Consider the following 16,108-nt stretch of genomic DNA (forward strand, 5'->3'; position numbering starts at 1 on the left):
TACAAGCACCAGTTGCCTTGTTCTTTTGGAGTGCTTCCATGAAAACCGTCAAGATTCTTTCCCCCTATAACCAAGCCATCGTTGGTGAAATGCCTGAGTCAGAAAGTCAGGATATTGAATCAGCAATTCAGCGCTCTCAGGCTGCTTTTCAAGTCATGCGTAAGTTGCCGCGATTTGTTCGGGCAGACATCCTGATGCGCGCAGCAGAAGGACTCAAAGCACGTCGCGAGGAATTTGCGAGATTGATTGCTCAGGAGGCGGGTAAGCCTCTTTACGACGCACGAGGCGAGGTGTCCAGAGCAATCTTTAACCTCAGTAATTCAGCCGCTGAGGCGCGACGGTTTAGTGGAGAGGAAGTTCCACTAGATATGGATGCGGGTGTTTTTGAATATCAGTCAACTGACTCAAGCGGAAAACCAATCGCGCTGCAAGATCTAAATCTCGACAAGCTATCGGCCATGCGCCGGCGTATCGGCATCGCACGACGTTTCCCTATTGGTCCGATTTTGGCAATTGCACCATTCAATTTCCCCTTGAATTTGGTGTTGCACAAAGTTGCTCCAGCGTTGGCCGTTGGAAATAGCGTGGTACTGAAACCAGCACCTCAAACCCCCTTGACATCAGTTTTACTCCAAGATCTGCTTCGTGATGCAGGACTTCCCGATGGTGCACTTGAAGTGTGTCATTGCTCAGTGTCCTTGGCTGAATCTATGGTGAAAGATGAACGCTTCGCCATGGTGAGCTTTACGGGAAGTGCGAAGGTTGGATGGCATATCAAATCTATCGCAGGCAGAAAGAAGGTGGCTCTAGAGCTTGGTGGCAATGGGGCTGTGATAGTGGCAGAGGATGCCGATATAGACCAGGCCGTAGCGCGTTGCGTTCGGGGCGGTGTGGTTTATGGGGGACAGTACTGCATTGGTGTTCAACGGATTTTGGTGCAGCGATCGGTTTACGATAACTTTCTGAAAAAACTGATTGAAAAAATCGAAAAATGCAAGGTCGGCGATCCTCTTGAGGAGGGTATCGATATAGGACCCGTGATCGACGAGGGGTCTGCAATTCGTATTCAAAGCTGGGTTGAAGAGGCCGTTGCTCAGGGCGCAAAAATTGAGACAGGTGGTCGTCGCGATCGTGCTGTTGTCCAGCCCACAGTGCTCACCAAGACCCAACCAAACATGAAGGTGGAAGCCGAAGAAATCTTTGGCCCCGTCATGACCGTCAACGTTTACGATGAATTCGAAGAGGCAATTGCACGGTGCAATAATTCAAAATACGGTTTGCAAGGTGGATTCTTTACGCAAAACCTGAAACATGCATTCCGTGCAATTGAAGATTGGGAGGTTGGCGGACTGATGATTAACGATGTACCCATCTATCGAATCGACAACATGCCTTTTGGTGGCTGGAAGGAATCAGGTCTTGGTCGTGAGGGCACTCGCTACGCCATGGAAGACATGACAGATATCAGGCATCTGGTCATTAATTACGCTTAATCTGTTCCCGCCGCATGCGATTTGACCAGCTGGGGGTGCAGTCTGGTCACATCATGATCGGCCCTTCCTGATGCCGTCGACCGAAAACTGATCGCACCAAACCCGAATCCGCACACGTTCAAGCTGGTGCGGATTTTTACTTTTAGAACGCGACTTTCTCGGCTTCCAAGTAAGCCAGGCTCACATATTTGCCAATGTTGCCGCCAAAGCCTTGCATGGTCTTGGCCCTTGCGGCCACACGCGGGTCTTTCAGCACGGCAGCTTTGGCCTCGGCTTCGGATTGGTTGTCTTCCACCGCTTTGAGGCAGGGCTCCCAGATGCCCGCCAAGAATTCGCCATAAGTCTTGAGCAAGTCTGGTCTGGCCTGGCCGTGGCCGGGCACCCACAGCTGATCGCCCGTAGCCGTTTGCAGGGCTTTGTAATATTTGAAGGTGCCGGGGTAAGAGCCGTCGTCCATGTTGGCGATGCGGTTGGTCATGGCGATGTCACCCACTGCCGTCACCTTGTCTTGAACCACCTCGACACACAGATCCGATGGCGTGTGCGCCGTGCCGTAGTGGTGCATGCGAAATGTCACATCGCCGATCTGAAGCACTTGGCCATGCTGCACGGGTGTGTTGGGCAGCACCACTTGCGTGCCAAGCGTTGACTGGTTGGTCCAGCGCTCCATCAGGCTGCGCCACAAGTTGCCTTCTGCGCCTTTGAGTTTTTCAATCGTGCTGTGCAGCGCGTAGATGGGCAGCTTGTTGCCATAGGTCTTGGCAAAGGCATGGTTGCCCAGCCAATGGTCACCGTGGTAATGGCTGTTGAACACGGCCACCACGGGTTGGTCGGTCACCTTGCGGATCATGCGGATCGCCATCTGGCCGATTTGCAGCGAGGCCCCCGAATCGATCACCACCACCCCAGCCGAAGTCACCACAAAAATCACGTTGGCCATCATGCCCCGGTTTTCAGGGGTGGGAAATCCGTCAGGGGAGTAGATCATCCACACATGGGGCGACAGCTGTTGCGCCGGAATGTCGGCCACGGCCGGGCCTTCGATGAAGTCCTGCGCTTGCTGCGCGAGCAAACGGGCCTCGGGCCACAGGGCTGCGCCACCGATGGCAGCGCTGGCCCACAACAGTTGTCTTCTTTTCATGCTGATCCTCCATCGGTGCAGCCCCGGACAGTGCCAAGAGCGCTGCACACACTCGTCAAACGGCGTAACCCTTGTTGGGCAATGCGCCCATGATTTTCGGCGTGTTGAGTTGGCGTGGCTTGATGCGACCGCCTTGGGCTTTGAGCCAGGTTTCCACCACATCCCACACCTGCTTGTTGCCCTGGTTGCGGGCTTCTTCGGCCACGGGGGCCCAGCCCGCCACCTTGTACTTTTTACCCGCGTCGATGAGCTGCCCTTTCAGGCGCATATCGCCAATGCGTTGACCTGCCTTGGCCACCGGATTGCAGCTGTAAGTCAAGCCCCCCACGCGCACCATATCACCGCCTTGCTGGTAATAGGGATCGGGGTTGAACAGGTTGTCGGCCACGTCTTCGAGCACGGTCTTGATGGTCTCGCCCGTCATCTCGGTCACCGTGGCGTACGAATAAGTGGTGGCGGTCATGTCGAGCAGCCATTCGCGCGTGATGGCCTGGCCCGGCAAGAGCGTGGTGCCCCAGCGAAAGCCGGGCGAGAACGCGATGTCTGCGCCCTGCACGTCCAGCAGCGCGTCGATCAGCAACTGGTCACCCGTGCCGTTGAAGTTGCCGCGGCGGTACAGCAGGCCATCGGTCACGGCCAGCTTTTCTGCCAGCTTGCTTTCATAAGGCGCGCGGATCTTGGTGATGAGCGCGTCCATCTCCTTGTCGGCGGGCAGCATGTTCGAGAACACGGGCAGCAGCTTGTAGCGGAAGTCGCTGACCTTTTTGTCTTTGACTTCGAAGTCGAGCACACCCAAAAACTTGCCATTTGAGCCCGCGTTGGTGACGATGGTCTTGCCGCCTTTGTTGGACACCAGAGTGGCCACGGGCATGCCGTCGTGCGTGTGTCCGCCCATGATGGCGTCGATGCCGCTGACGCGGCTGGCCATTTTCAGGTCCACGTCCATGCCGTTGTGGCTGATGACAACCACGACCTGTGCACCTTTGCCACGGGCCTCGTTCACCATCAGCTGCATGTTCTCATCCTGGATGCCGAATGCCCAATCGGCCACCATGTAGCGGGGGTTGGCAATCGGCGTGTAGGGAAAGGCTTGGCCAATGATGGCGCAGGGCACACCATTGATCTCACGGATCACGTAGGGCTTGAAGACCGGGTCGCCAAAGTCATTGGTCTTGACGTTTTGCGCAACAAAGTCCACCTTGCCCGCGAAATCTTTCTCGATGATTTCCTTCACGCGCGCCATGCCCAGGGTGAACTCCCAGTGACCGGTCATCACGTCAACACCCAGCAGTTTGCAAGCATCGACCATGTCCTGACCGTTGGTCCACAGGCTGGTGCCCGAGCCTTGCCAGGTGTCACCGCCGTCAAGCAACAAAGCACCGGGGCGGCTGGCCTTCATGCGCTTGACCAGTGTGGCCAAGTGCGCAAAACCACCGACTTTGCCGTAGCGCTTGGCGGCTTTTTCGTAGTCCAGATAGGTCAGTGCATGGGCCTCTGCCGTGCCCGGGCGGATCTTGGCCACTTGCAACAAATATTCACCCACCAAATGCGGCAGGTTGCCCTGCATAGAACCAATGCCTAAGTTGATGCTGGGCTCACGGAAATAAATCGGCTTGAGCTGGGCATGGCAATCGGTCATGTGCAGGAAAGAAACATTGCCGAACTTGGGAATGTCATAAAGACCATTGGCGGCCGTGGTGGCACTGGACTGGGCGTAGGTGCCCATGCTCATGCCAGCCATCGTGCCAGCACCCATGACTTGGATAAATTCGCGCTTGGAGAGATTCATATTTGCAACCACTGATATATACGGAGCTAAAAAACCCGGACAAGCCGGGTTTTCATAGGCTTATTGGTTAACGGGGGACTTGGGGTCGAGCAATAAGCCCACGATGTGGCGGACCTGTGTTTCGTTCAGGATGCCCATGTGCCCAGCGCGGGGCATGTTGGAGCAGGCGTTGTAGGCCTTGGCGTTCCAGATCTTGCCCCAGGTGTATTCCACAATGGCCTTGCTGGCCGGATCGTCGGGGTTGGACACGCCACGAATCTTGCCGTAGTTATAGAGGCTAGGACCAATGGTGCCGTAAGAAATTTCTTTCTTGTCCATCTGGTGGCAGTTGTAACAGTTGCCACCATTCACGCCCGTGGCCGAATCGGTCCAAGTCAAGCCACGACCGCTTTGGGCAATGGCTTCGCCTTGCTTCCAGTCACCGATGAACTTGCCGTCTGAGGGCCACTTGATGGCTTTGAGGTTGGCTTCTTCGATGCGCTTGGCTGTTTTTTCATCCAAGGGTTTGCCTGCCACATCGGCTTCACTGCAGACGCGGTTGGTTTCGTCGGTGGCGGTGATCCGCTCCACTTTCACATGGCTTTGGTCACGGAATGAGGCCTTGACGATCTTGTCGGTCAATGCATTGAGCTCGGCCACAGAAGGGCCGGAGGCGCAGCCAGCTGCCACCAAAGCGGCCGCCAAGCTGGCCAATACGAGTTGGGTCTTTTTGTTCATGAGGTTCTCCTGTTCAGATCAGCGCTTGATGGCCGGGGCAACGGAAGCTGCACCCTTGGCATTCACACCCAAGTAGGTGGACAGGGCAATCGTGGCATCGCTGCCAAAACCAGGGTAAGGAAACCGCTGCTGGCGGTAGCAGTCGTTCAGGCGCAATTGCATGCTCCACATCTGACCGTTGGAGACGCGATAAGCTGGCCAGGCGGCAAAACCAATTCCGTCGCCGGGGTTCTTGGTCAGGATAGGCAGGTCTTGCAAGCGGATGCGTTTGCCTTCTTCACCGTGGCAGGAGGCACAAGAAAAGTCGTGCGGCCCACCACGCTGGAAGAACAGGCGTTTGCCCACTTCGTAGAAAGTTTTTTCTTGGGGGTGCGCTTGTGACAAGTTAAAGCGCTGCCCTTTGGACTCGGCGGCGATCCAGGTAGCCAAAGCCGTCACATTGGCCATCTCGCCGCGACCAAATGCGGTCTTGGAAATTTCAGCGGCATTGAAGCCTTGCAGGGTTTCCATGCAGGTGACCAGGCGGGACTCCAAGTCTTGCATGCGCTGCGTGTCAGCGAAGTATTTGGGCAACTCGACAAAAGCACCTTTGACCACGCCAGGGCCTTTGCCCAGATCGCATTTTTCGAGACTGGCGTTTTTGGGTCCGCGTGCTTTTTTCCAGAGGTCTTCGCCTTTGGCTTCAAAGAGTTCAGCGGGGTTACCGTCTTGCAGCATGGCGCGGTATTCGTCAATGCCTTGGCTGGCGGTCTTTTGGGCCAGCGCGGACATGGTACTCAAGGCCAGTGCCGCTGCCATGGTCAAACTTGATGCTTTGTTCATTGTCACCTCTGTTGGTATTTTTAAAACGCGAAAAGGGTGAAGTCGTGGCTTCACCCTTTGTTCTGTCATCGCACGATCACGAAACGGTGGCTTCGTCCGTGCGGGTATCGCCCTTGTTGTCTTTCCAGGTCACAGCAATCTTGTCGCCAGCTTTCGCGCCTTTGACGGCGAATTGCAGGAAGGGGTTTTTCGACACAGCGGGGCCCCACTCGGCGGAAAACACGTCTTTGCCGTTGAGTTTGGCTGTCACTTCCTGGATGAACCAGGCGGGCACGGTTTTGCCGGAAGCGTCTTTGCGTTGACCGGTTTCCATTTCGTGGCTCATGAGCACACGAACGGTTGCTTTGTCACCAGAGGCCTGGGCACGGATGCGCATTGGATCTGCCATTTTTCTCTCCTAATCTTTCATTGAATCGATGTATGAGGGTGTGCACAGGGGCTTAGCCGCCGCAACCGCCCAAAGTGACCTTGACTTCTTTCTTGGCCCACAAAGCTTTGCCGTCGTTCATGATGGCCACAGCGTAGACATCCGAGGACTGGCCCATTTTGGCGCGGGTCGAGAAATTGGCGTCGACCGCATCGGTCACGTAAAACATGGCCACCAAAGCGGATGGGTTCTTCTCGACCATGATCAGCAACTGCTTGACGCCAGACAGTGCTGTGCTGGCACCCAATGGCACAACCGCACCGTTTTCGGCGATGTCCGGACCTATGATGGTCACGTCTTTGCTTTCGGTCAGGCTGGTCGCGCCTGCGGCCTTGGCAGCGTCTTGCACCGACTTGGCGTCGAATGCGGCTTTGTTGAAAGCGGCGTGGGCAAACTGTGGGAAACCCGCAGTGGCCAAGAGGCCAGCCACAACAGCGCTTTGCTTGAGTGTCTCGCGACGGTTTTGCATCTGATATCTCCTTGATGATTGAGTGATGCTATTGAAACAGGTTCAGAAGTGCAACGGGTATATCCCGTATTACTTGCTGGCCCCCTTGGAAATCCATTCAGCAATTTGCTTGGCATCTGCTTCAGGCAGATTTTGTGCAGGCATGGGGATTTGACCATACACACCCACACCACCGGCCTTGATTTTGCTCAAAATATAGTCGGTCTTACCGGCTTGTTTTTTGGCAATTTCATTGAAGCCAGGGCCCACAATCTTCTTGTCCACACCGTGGCAAGCTGTGCAACTGTGCTTGTTCAGGAGCGCAATCGCTGCTTTGGCTTCGTTGTTTTCAGGCTTAGCAGCGGCCACTGGGGCTGCTGCGGCCACCGGAATACCAGCCTTGGGCTCGGGTTTGGTGGTGTCTGCGCCGCGCTGTGGGCCAACGATGCGGTTTTGCTCTTGCAAGTTACCGTGGGCATTGCGCGCAAAGTCAGGCAGGTACGAAGCGACCTTGGGCTCAGGCGTGCAGTCCTTCATGCAAATCTTGTTGGCGGTGTCGGGTTTTTTAACGCCACCGAATTCATGGCCAGGCCACATCGCATGGGCCGTGGTCATGCCGTTGCGGTTGGGCATGTGGGCCTGCACTTCGGCGATGTTCTTGTCCGACAGCACGTAGTTGTCGGGCACGATGTTGGCCAGGTTGAGCATGAAGGCGGTCACGGCATACACCTCCTCAGTGGTCAGTGTCTTGGGGTTGGTCCAGGGCATGGCCCGGTTGATGTAATCCCACAAAGTGGAAACAGTGGACACCTTCATGATGGTGGTGCGGCCCGGAAAGTCCGTGCGCTGCAAATTGGCTACACGGCCTTTCTTGATGTCTTCTGCGGTGGTGCCACCAATGAGTGGACTGAACACCTCGTTGGACTCACCAAACACACCGTGGCAATGGGCGCACTTGGCCTCCCACACATCCTGTCCTTTGGCCACCGAGCCCGAGCCGGCAGGCAGCCCCTTGAAGTCGGGGCGCACATCAATGTCCCACTTGGCCACTTCCTTGGGTGTGGCAGATCGCCCCACACCCGGGTATTGGGTGCTTTGCGCAGTTGCCAAACCAGCAGCTGCCATCAACGTCACAGTCAAAACAGCATTACGAAACCTGGACATTTTTCACCTCACCGTTTTCCTGGACCAACCACGACTGGATGGCATTGTTGTGATAAATAGAGCGCGTACCACGCACAGTACGCAACTGTTGGTATGTAGGCTGCAGATGGCCTGTTTCGTCTTGTGCACGACTTTGGATGATGGCGGGCTTGCCGTCCCAGACCCAATCCAGATTGAAACGGGTTAAGGCTTTGGACAGAACTGGCGTCTCTAGGCGTGCCTGACGCCAGTTGCGACCGCCATCGGTGGAAACATCCACGCGCTTGACCTTGCCTTTGCCCGACCAAGCCAGGCCGGTGATGTTGTAAAAGCCCTTGTCGAGCAAAACCTGACCACCCGAAGGCGTGGTGACCACACTCTTGATTTCCTGCAAATTGGTGTACTGGCGGTGCAGCCCGCTGGGTTGCAAATCGATGTAGTGAATGGCCTCGTCTTTGGCGGCATAGGGCTTGTCGCCCACTTCGATGCGGCGCAGGTACTTGACCCAGCTCACACCTTGCACGCCAGGCACCACCAAACGAAGGGGGTAGCCGTTTTCGGGGCGCAACATTTCCCCGTTTTGTCCATAGGCCACGATGACCTCCCCCGAGGTGATCAGGCTCATGGGGATGGTGCGGGTCATGGAAGAGCCGTCGCCACCTTCGGCCAAAACGAACTTGCCGTTTTTGAGGTCAGCACCCGCCAACTCCAGCAAGGTGATCAAGGGAACGCCCGTGAACTCACTGCAAGACAACATACCGTGCGTGTACTGCACAGTGGGCACCGCCACATTACCCCATTCGGTCGCTGTGTTGGCACCGCACTCGATGAAGTGGAAACGCGACACAGAAGGCAAACGCATGATCTCGTCCATGGTGAAGACCATGTTCTTTTTGACCATGCCGTTGACCATGAAGCGGTGCTTTGACGGATCGATATCCCACCAACCTTGGTGGTGACGCTCGAAGTGCAGGCCGCTGGGCGTGACGATGCCAAACAAGGACTGCAGTGGCGCGAACGACACCGATGCTTGTGTGGTTTGTGTCAGGCCAGGGCTTTGACGGCGCTGCAAGTTCGCTTCGAACTTGGAGGGCTTGCCATAACCTTCAACGGCCACACCCTGCCCCAAACCCGTGGTGTGCTCGGGCAAGTTCAGGATGTTGGGGTCACCCCCTTCGGTGGGCACGGGGTTGCTCTGGGCCATGGCCATGGGTGCAGCCGCACCAGCAGCCGCAGCCGCAAAGGCGTTGCGAATGAAATCGCGGCGACCTTTTTTGCCTTCTGCAAAGACCTCCTTGATGCCACTGGGGGTCAGGAAGCTTTCAGGCGCTTTTTGCACCCGTCCTGAGTTGATGTTGTCTGCGTTCACACAAACTCCTTGTTGAGTTGATCATTCATGTCCGCACCGATGGCCACTTGCGTGCATACCGCACGGCAAACCCTCGCCACAGTGTCATCCGCAATCCGATAAAACACCTGAGCGCCTTGACGGCGCTTGCCCAACACCCCCGACCGGAACAGGATGTTCAGGTGCTGCGACATGTTGGGCTGGGCCACACCGATGTTCTCGAGCAATTGCCCTACGTTTTTTTCACCCTGGCAAAGCGCACTGATGATGCGAAGCCGAATGGGTGTCGACATCACGGCAAACAAATCTGCCGCTTTGTCAAATACCTCATCCTTTTCCACTGTCATGCTGTCCTTACCATTAGGTTCATATATTCGGAAGTTCGAATATATACGATAAGCGATGAATCTGAATCAGGGATTACACGAGGTTCGCTTCATGATCGGGACAAACCCTGATGTGAGTTTCCAGTCCTGCTGTTTTGATGAAAACCCAGTCGGAGGTCGTAGACGATGGACTTCAATCCAGCCGTAAACATGCCTTTTGAAAAAGCAGGGTGTTTGTCAGCGCCCCAAAAGGCAAAGACCTAAGGCTTCATTTGAACTTGTAGTGATCCCGGTTGAGCACCGCCGCCACCGAGGTCACGTCCTCTGGAAACATGCCCAGGTTGAGCTCGGTGTTGCACTGCTCCACCATGCCGCGCAAAAAAGCGGCAGTGTTGATGCGCCCCTGTGGCTTGTAAATCGCGCTGCCGTCGCCCCCCACCTTGGCCACGTGACAGGCCGCACATTTGCTTTCGGTGATGAGTTTTTCACCCAGTTTGTAGTCGGCATCCTTGAAGATGGCGGGTTGGGCATGGGCCAAACTGCTTCCCAAAATGCAAAGCCCTGCCAAGACGGTTGTTCTGCAAATGTTCATACCCATTTCCCCGTAAAAAAGCCGCTCAAGGGCAGACCTTTGAGCGGCAAACAAAAGCCACGAGTACCAATCGAGCTTTCTAAATCATCTGTTTTCAACCAAGCCTGTCAACGGCTTGAATTACTTGGCACCAGCCAGAATCCAGGTGGCCAGCGTCAGGGCGTCGGCGTCGCTCAAAGCCGCTTGAGCGGGCATGGGCACAGGGCCCCACTTGCCTGAACCACCGGCTTTGATGCTCTTGGCCAAATTGGCTGCTGCGTCCTTTTGGCCGCCGTATTTTTTGGCCACGTCCTGGTAAGAAGGACCCACCAGTTTCTTGTCCACGGCGTGGCAGGCCATGCAGGCGTTTTTCTTGGCCAAGTCCGGGTTGGCGAATGCGGGGGCTGTCATCAGGGCAGAGACGGCAACAGCAGCAAAAATCAGTTTCATGAGAGCTCCGTGTGAGGGGTTTTAAATATAACCAGACGCTAATTTAACCTAAATCAAGACGGCTCTGTGCAAAACCGCTCAACTTTAGTCTCAGGGATTTTACTGAGCGCCCGCTGCACAGAGCCCCAAAGCCATCCCCAAAACGCGGCCATAGGACTCACTCAAAGGCAGGCTGCTCGGGCTTGACCACCGTTTTGCCAGCAGCGGCCCAAGCGTCAAAACCACCCGCAATCGATGAAACATTCAGGTAGCCCATGCTTTGCATGGTTTGCGCTGCCAAGGCTGCGCGGCCGCTGGTCTTGCAGTACAACACCACCTTCAGGTCGCGGCCCGACAAGGCGGGCGTGCCGCTGAGCTTGAACTCGAGTAAGCCCCGGGGCACCAGAACCGCGCCGGGCAAATGGCCTGCGGCAAATTCATCGGCCTCGCGCACATCCATCAAAACATCGGCTTGCTGAATGGCTTCATCGGCGTCTTGCAAGGCGATCTCGCGGACATGGGCTTTGGCTTGCAGGACCAGATCATGGGCTGTTTTCATGGTGTATCCTTAAAGTTCAAACAATGGGTTTCAGGGTGCCAACTGGGCGTTCAGGCCCTGCAAGCTTTGCACAGAGAGGCTACCGGTCAAGGCGTCCAGTTGCAAGCGGGTCAGCAGCAACTCGGTCTGCGCGCGCAGCCAGCCCAGTTCGGACTGGGCCGCGTCGTTTTGGGCTTGCAGCAAATCCAAGGTGGTGCGGTCACCCACTTGGCGGCCCAAGCGGGTGGCGTCCAGTCTTGCAGTGCTGGCTTTCCATGAGGCTTGCAGTGCCGACAAACGGGCAGGCCCGGTTTGCAAAGCCAACCATACCGAGCGGGCTTGCTGCTGGGTTTGCTGTACGGTCAACTCGTATTCGGCCTCGGCTTGCGCTTGCGCGCTCACGGCTTCTTGCAGTTTGGCGCTGCGGTAACCGCCGGTGTACAAGGGCACGTTCAGGCTCAAGCCCACCATCTGCTGGCTTTGCGTGTTGCTGGCAGGGCCAAAGTCGCCGTCGCCGCTCAAGCGGTCACGCCCGGCTTGGGCCACCAGGTCCAGTGTGATACCGCCGCGGGCTTGGTGCTTTTTCACTTCTTGCCGGGCAACATCCCACTGGGCTTTTTTCAGGCGCAAACCGGTGTTGGCTTCGCGCACTTGGGCCAGCACCTGGTCCAAAGGCGGCGATGCGGCTGCAGACTCAGCGGCTTTGGGCGTCAGGGGTTTCAGGGTCTCGGTGGGCAATCGGGTGGATTCGGCCAATACTTGGCGGGCCATTTGCAACTCGCTGTCGGCAGCCAGCCACTGCGCTTGCAAGCCCGAGGCACGGGCTGCCGCTTCGTGCGTGTCGGTCACAGGCAAATCACCGATCGCAAAACGGTCTTGGGCTTCGGTCAGCGAGCGCTGCACGGCAACGTGTTGGCTTTTCAAAACTTGCAACTGGCGCTCGGCCAGCAACACGTTGAAATAGCGCTGCACCGTGAGCAGCATGAACTGCTGCTGGGCCAGATCGGCGCGCCATTCAGCCACGCCTGCTGCGTGCTGCAATTGCGCTTGCTGGGCTTGGCGCTCAGGGCTGTAAAGGGGCTGCTTGGCTTGCAAAGACCAGCGCGTGGACAACGCTGCGCTGGCCGAGGTGGCAAAACTGCCGGGCATCGGCGGCTGACCACCGACTGCAAACTGCGCACCTGTGGTGCGGGTCTCAGACGACATGGCCCCCACCGTGGCGCTGCCCATCACGACAGGTCGCCATAGCGAATGGGCCTGCGCTTCGTAGGCTTGCACCGTAGAACGGGTGGCTTGCACCACCTGCATCTGCGGGTCGTGCTGGCGTGCCTGCTCCCAGGTTTGCAGCAGGTCCAGCGCCTGCGCCGAAGGGACGAAGAGCGCTGCGGCCAACAGCGCACCGCTCAGGCGTTTGAGGTTCAATCGTGAGGGGGTCATGGCGCGCTGGCTTTCTGATCAGCCGCGCTCAACGCCCAGCTTGCCGAGGATGGACTCCATCAGGCACCACTTGGTGAGGGCGCTTTGCAGCAGGTTGGCCCCCACAAAGGCGGTGAACGCCAGCCACCATTCGCTTACAAAAAGGGGACTGCCCTGCACGCCCAAAGCCAAAGACAACAGCACAAAGGTGCCAGCGACCAAACGAACGATTTGCCAAGATTTCATGGTGATTTACTCCTGTGATTTAAAAAAAGAAACACTTCAAGCGCCGTACTTTTTGCGGTAGGCCACGTAATACAAAGTCGGGATGACGACCAGCGTCAGCACGGTGGATACGAAGATGCCGAAGATCAGCGAGATGGCCAAGCCATTGAAGATCGGGTCGTCCAGAATGAAAAAGGCACCGATCATGGCCGCCAGGCCCGTGAGCATGATGGGCTGGGCACGGGTGATAGCCGACTGCACGATGGCGCGGCTAAATTCCATGCCGCTTAGCACCTGCAGGTTGATGAAGTCCACCAACAAGATCGAGTTGCGCACGATGATGCCCGCCAGGGCGATCATGCCGATCATGCTGGTGGCGGTGTACTGCGCGTGCAGCAGTGCATGGCCCGGCATGACCCCGATGATGGTCAAAGGAATCGGCGCCATGATGATGAGCGGCGTGAGGTAAGAACCAAACTGCGCCACGACCAGCAAATAGATCAGGATCAGGCCCACGCCGTAAGCCGCACCCATGTCGCGGAAGGTCTCGTAGGTGATCTGCGACTCGCCATCCCACTTGATGCTGTAGCCACGCCAAGCGTCGTCAGGTTGGTGGATGAAGTACTCCTCCACCTTTTGACCATCCGGACCTTTGATCTGCGCCATGTCGCCGCGCATTTTGAACAGGCCATACAAAGGACTGTCCACCTTGCCTGCCATGTCGGCCATGACAAAGTTCACCGGCAGCATGTTTTTGTGGACGATGGGTTGCTCGCGCAGCGTGTCGCTCACGGTGACCAACTCGCGGATGGCCACCACTTTGCCCGTGGCGCTTTTCACGCCCAGCTGTAACAAGGCGTCAAGGTCGCCATGAAGATGCGCGGGCAACTGGATCAACGCAGGCACCGGGTATTTGCTGCCGTCATACAAATAGGTGGTGTCTTCGCCCGCCAAGCCTGCTCGCAAGGTGGTCACGATGGCTTGCTGCGACACGCCCAAGACAGCGGCCTTGCGGCGGTCCACCAACAAAACTTTTCGCGGCGCATCGGCGATGGCGCTCTCGTCCACATCCACCACGCCTTCGGTTTTCTCGAACACCGCACGCACGGCTTTGGACACTTGGCGACGCCCTTCAGCGTCAGGCCCATAAATTTCGGCCACGATGGGCGACATCACAGGGGGGCCGGGAGGCACCTCGACCACCTTGACGTTGGCCCCGTGACGGCGGCCGATCTCTTGCAAAGCCGGACGCACGCGGGTAGCGATCACATGGCTCTTGTCGCTGCGATCGGATTTACCCACCAGGTTAACTTGGATGTCCCCCAGCTCAGCGCCTGCACGCAGGTAGTACTGGCGCACCAAGCCGTTGAAGTTGATGGGCGAAGCGGTGCCGACATAGGCCTGGTAATGCGTGACCTCGGGCACCGTGGCCAAGTGACCACCCAGCTCGCGCATGACGGCCGCTGTTTTTTCCAGAGGCGTGCCTGCGGGCATGTCCACCACCACCTGGAACTCCGACTTGTCGTCAAAGGGCAGCATCTTGAGCATGACCAAACCGGTCGCAGGCAAGACCAAAGACAAGGCAATCAAACCGGCAATGCCCAGACCCAACAGCTTGCGGTTGCGCCCGCCCGATTGGGGGTTGAGCAAAGGCTTGAAAACTTTTTCGAACAGGGGTTCGAGTTTGGCGCTCAGGCCGGTGTGGCCTCCTGCCGCGTCATGCGCATGACCAGTCAGAGGCTTCATCCACATGCCCGCCAACCAGGGTGTGATGACAAAGGCAATGGCCAGTGACAGCAACATGCCCAAGCTCGCATTGATCGGAATCGGGCTCATGTAAGGGCCCATCAGGCCGCTCACAAACGCCATGGGCAAGAGCGCAGCGATCACGGTGAAGGTGGCCAAGATGGTGGGGCCGCCGACTTCGTCCACCGCACCGGGGATGATGTCACGCAAGGATTTCCCGGGGAACAGCTGCTGGTGTCGGTGGATGTTTTCCACCACCACGATGGCATCGTCCACCAAAATCCCGATGGAAAAAATCAACGCAAACAGCGACACGCGGTTGAGCGTGAAGCCCCAGGCCCATGAAGCGAACAGCGTAGCCGTCAGCGTCAAGATCACAGCCACCCCCACAATAGCGGCCTCGCGGCGGCCCAGCGCCATGAACACCAGTGCCACCACCGACGCGGTGGCAAACAGCAGTTTCTGGATCAGCTTTTGCGCTTTATCGTTGGCGCTTTCGCCGTAGTTGCGCGTCTCCACCACTTGCACGTTGTCAGGGATCACGGTGCCTTGCAGTTTGGCCACACGGCTTTTCACGCCGTTGGCCACGTCGATGGCGTTTTCGCCCGACTTTTTGGTGATGGACAGCGTGACGGCGGCGAATTCCTCTCCCCCATTTTTTTCGTTTGTGCCGTGCCAGACATAGCGTGCAGCCGGCATGGGGCCGTCCTGCACATCGGCCACGTCTTTCAAAAACACCGGCTTGCCCTGCACCACCTGGACCACCAGGTCGGCCACTTCAGAGGCCTGCGACAGGTGCGGCCCGGCTTCGATGGCCACGCTTTGGTTGCCACCCAACAATTCGCCCACCGGCAGCCCCAGGTTGGCCGACTGCAAAGCCATGCGCAAATCGTGCACGGTGACGCCCGAGCCGTTCATGCGCTGCGGGTCAATTTGGACCAGCACCGCACGGCGCGGCCCACCGATGGTGACCACATCGCGGGTGCCCGGCACGCGCTTGATGTCGGCTTCAATGCTGTGCGCCACGCGTTCCAGATCAAAAGCGCTCACATCCGCATTTTTCCCGTGCAGCGTGAGCGACACGATCGGCACATCGTCAATGCCCTTGGGCTTGATGAGCGGTTCAGGCAAGCCCAAGTTGCGCGGCAACCAATCGGCGTTTTCGCGGATCGTGTCGTGTAACTTGACCAGCGCCTCGGTGCGCGGCACGCCCACCTTGAACTGCACCGTCATGATCGCCACGCCAGGGCGCGAGACCGAGTACACGTGTTCCACGCCCGCAATTTTGGACAGCACCTGCTCGGCCGGAATCGCCACCATTTGCTCGACATCGCGCACCGATGCACCCGGGAAAGGCGCGATCACGTTGGCCATTGTTACGTTGATTTGCGGCTCTTCTTCGCGGGGCGTCACCATGACGGCAAACACGCCCAACAAAAAAGCCACCAGCGCCAGCAAGGGCGTGATCTGTGCGCTTTGGAAGGACGCTGCGATGCGGCCCGAAATGCCCATTTTTGGCTCGTTCATGG

16 protein-coding genes are annotated in these 16,108 nt (G+C 57.4%); 1 reads left to right on the forward strand and 15 read right to left on the reverse strand.

The features are described 5' to 3' along the window. The first annotated feature begins 38 nt into the window (after positions 1 to 38). Entirely contained in the window at positions 39 to 1,493 is a 1,455-nt protein-coding gene (locus B9Z49_RS09250) for an aldehyde dehydrogenase family protein (protein ID WP_108353156.1), read from the forward strand. Between the two features lie 142 nt (positions 1,494 to 1,635). Here the strand turns inward: B9Z49_RS09250 and B9Z49_RS09255 are convergent, their stop codons facing one another. The 15 genes from B9Z49_RS09255 to B9Z49_RS09325 form a co-directional block, all read right to left on the reverse strand. After that, positions 1,636 to 2,634 (reverse strand): MBL fold metallo-hydrolase, encoded by a 999-nt coding sequence (locus tag B9Z49_RS09255; RefSeq protein ID WP_108353157.1) that lies wholly within the window; start codon positions 2,632 to 2,634, stop codon positions 1,636 to 1,638. Between the two features lie 55 nt (positions 2,635 to 2,689). Continuing rightward, on the reverse strand, positions 2,690 to 4,423 hold the full coding sequence (soxB, locus tag B9Z49_RS09260) for a thiosulfohydrolase SoxB (protein WP_108353158.1): 1,734 nt from the start codon (positions 4,421 to 4,423) through the stop codon (positions 2,690 to 2,692). 60 nt (positions 4,424 to 4,483) lie between these two features. Next, positions 4,484 to 5,140 carry a sulfur oxidation c-type cytochrome SoxX gene (gene soxX, locus B9Z49_RS09265; RefSeq protein WP_108353159.1) on the reverse strand — a complete coding sequence of 219 codons (657 nt, stop codon included), beginning with the start codon at positions 5,138 to 5,140 and terminating at the stop codon, positions 4,484 to 4,486. An 18-nt stretch (positions 5,141 to 5,158) separates the two neighbouring features. Continuing rightward, positions 5,159 to 5,962, reverse strand: coding sequence for a sulfur oxidation c-type cytochrome SoxA (soxA, locus tag B9Z49_RS09270; protein WP_108353160.1), 804 nt, complete (start codon positions 5,960 to 5,962; stop codon positions 5,159 to 5,161). 76 nt (positions 5,963 to 6,038) lie between these two features. Beyond that, positions 6,039 to 6,350 carry a thiosulfate oxidation carrier complex protein SoxZ gene (soxZ, locus tag B9Z49_RS09275; protein ID WP_199225024.1) on the reverse strand — a complete coding sequence of 104 codons (312 nt, stop codon included), beginning with the start codon at positions 6,348 to 6,350 and terminating at the stop codon, positions 6,039 to 6,041. A gap of 52 nt (positions 6,351 to 6,402) precedes the next feature. After that, positions 6,403 to 6,858, reverse strand: coding sequence for a thiosulfate oxidation carrier protein SoxY (gene soxY, locus B9Z49_RS09280; RefSeq protein ID WP_108353162.1), 456 nt, complete (start codon positions 6,856 to 6,858; stop codon positions 6,403 to 6,405). Between the two features lie 69 nt (positions 6,859 to 6,927). Next, positions 6,928 to 8,001, reverse strand: coding sequence for a c-type cytochrome (locus B9Z49_RS09285; RefSeq protein WP_108353163.1), 1,074 nt, complete (start codon positions 7,999 to 8,001; stop codon positions 6,928 to 6,930). Then, the gene (gene soxC / locus B9Z49_RS09290; protein WP_233254572.1) at positions 7,985 to 9,349 is read right to left on the reverse strand and encodes a sulfite dehydrogenase; all 1,365 of its coding nucleotides are present in this window, start codon (positions 9,347 to 9,349) and stop codon (positions 7,985 to 7,987) included. The genes B9Z49_RS09285 and soxC overlap by 17 nt, the downstream gene beginning before the upstream one ends. Next, the gene (locus B9Z49_RS09295; RefSeq protein ID WP_108353164.1) at positions 9,346 to 9,675 is read right to left on the reverse strand and encodes a helix-turn-helix transcriptional regulator; all 330 of its coding nucleotides are present in this window, start codon (positions 9,673 to 9,675) and stop codon (positions 9,346 to 9,348) included. The genes soxC and B9Z49_RS09295 overlap by 4 nt, the downstream gene beginning before the upstream one ends. Positions 9,676 to 9,922: 247 nt before the next feature. Next, complete coding sequence (locus B9Z49_RS09300) at positions 9,923 to 10,246, reverse strand: hypothetical protein (protein ID WP_108353165.1); 324 nt, start codon at positions 10,244 to 10,246, stop codon at positions 9,923 to 9,925. 120 nt (positions 10,247 to 10,366) lie between these two features. After that, positions 10,367 to 10,675 (reverse strand): c-type cytochrome, encoded by a 309-nt coding sequence (locus tag B9Z49_RS09305; RefSeq protein WP_108353166.1) that lies wholly within the window; start codon positions 10,673 to 10,675, stop codon positions 10,367 to 10,369. A 157-nt stretch (positions 10,676 to 10,832) separates the two neighbouring features. Next, entirely contained in the window at positions 10,833 to 11,213 is a 381-nt protein-coding gene (locus B9Z49_RS09310) for a rhodanese-like domain-containing protein (protein WP_108353167.1), read from the reverse strand. A gap of 30 nt (positions 11,214 to 11,243) precedes the next feature. Next, a complete protein-coding gene (locus tag B9Z49_RS09315) occupies positions 11,244 to 12,629 on the reverse strand; it encodes a TolC family protein (protein ID WP_108353168.1) in 1,386 nt (461 codons plus the stop codon). 18 nt (positions 12,630 to 12,647) lie between these two features. Then, on the reverse strand, positions 12,648 to 12,854 hold the full coding sequence (locus B9Z49_RS09320; protein WP_108353169.1) for a DUF2892 domain-containing protein: 207 nt from the start codon (positions 12,852 to 12,854) through the stop codon (positions 12,648 to 12,650). A gap of 36 nt (positions 12,855 to 12,890) precedes the next feature. Continuing rightward, complete coding sequence (locus B9Z49_RS09325; RefSeq protein ID WP_108353170.1) at positions 12,891 to 16,106, reverse strand: efflux RND transporter permease subunit; 3,216 nt, start codon at positions 16,104 to 16,106, stop codon at positions 12,891 to 12,893. Positions 16,107 to 16,108: the final 2 nt, after the last annotated feature.

It is taken from the genome of Limnohabitans sp. 2KL-51 (genome assembly GCF_003063645.1).
Lineage (GTDB): Bacteria > Pseudomonadota > Gammaproteobacteria > Burkholderiales > Burkholderiaceae_C > Limnohabitans_A.

Coding starts and splice junctions, on each gene's coding strand:
- B9Z49_RS09310 (WP_108353167.1), bottom strand. CDS start 11,213: ATGAAAACAGCCCATGATCTGGTCCTGCAAGCCAAAGCCCATGTCCGC.
- soxY (WP_108353162.1), bottom strand. CDS start 6,858: ATGCAAAACCGTCGCGAGACACTCAAGCAAAGCGCTGTTGTGGCTGGC.
- soxB (WP_108353158.1), bottom strand. CDS start 4,423: ATGAATCTCTCCAAGCGCGAATTTATCCAAGTCATGGGTGCTGGCACG.
- soxZ (WP_199225024.1), bottom strand. CDS start 6,350: ATGGCAGATCCAATGCGCATCCGTGCCCAGGCCTCTGGTGACAAAGCA.
- B9Z49_RS09325 (WP_108353170.1), bottom strand. CDS start 16,106: ATGAACGAGCCAAAAATGGGCATTTCGGGCCGCATCGCAGCGTCCTTC.
- B9Z49_RS09285 (WP_108353163.1), bottom strand. CDS start 8,001: ATGTCCAGGTTTCGTAATGCTGTTTTGACTGTGACGTTGATGGCAGCT.
- soxA (WP_108353160.1), bottom strand. CDS start 5,962: ATGAACAAAGCATCAAGTTTGACCATGGCAGCGGCACTGGCCTTGAGT.
- B9Z49_RS09305 (WP_108353166.1), bottom strand. CDS start 10,675: ATGAAACTGATTTTTGCTGCTGTTGCCGTCTCTGCCCTGATGACAGCC.
- soxX (WP_108353159.1), bottom strand. CDS start 5,140: ATGAACAAAAAGACCCAACTCGTATTGGCCAGCTTGGCGGCCGCTTTG.
- B9Z49_RS09255 (WP_108353157.1), bottom strand. CDS start 2,634: ATGAAAAGAAGACAACTGTTGTGGGCCAGCGCTGCCATCGGTGGCGCA.
- B9Z49_RS09300 (WP_108353165.1), bottom strand. CDS start 10,246: ATGAACATTTGCAGAACAACCGTCTTGGCAGGGCTTTGCATTTTGGGA.
- B9Z49_RS09320 (WP_108353169.1), bottom strand. CDS start 12,854: ATGAAATCTTGGCAAATCGTTCGTTTGGTCGCTGGCACCTTTGTGCTG.
- B9Z49_RS09295 (WP_108353164.1), bottom strand. CDS start 9,675: ATGACAGTGGAAAAGGATGAGGTATTTGACAAAGCGGCAGATTTGTTT.
- B9Z49_RS09250 (WP_108353156.1), top strand. CDS start 39: ATGAAAACCGTCAAGATTCTTTCCCCCTATAACCAAGCCATCGTTGGT.
- B9Z49_RS09315 (WP_108353168.1), bottom strand. CDS start 12,629: ATGACCCCCTCACGATTGAACCTCAAACGCCTGAGCGGTGCGCTGTTG.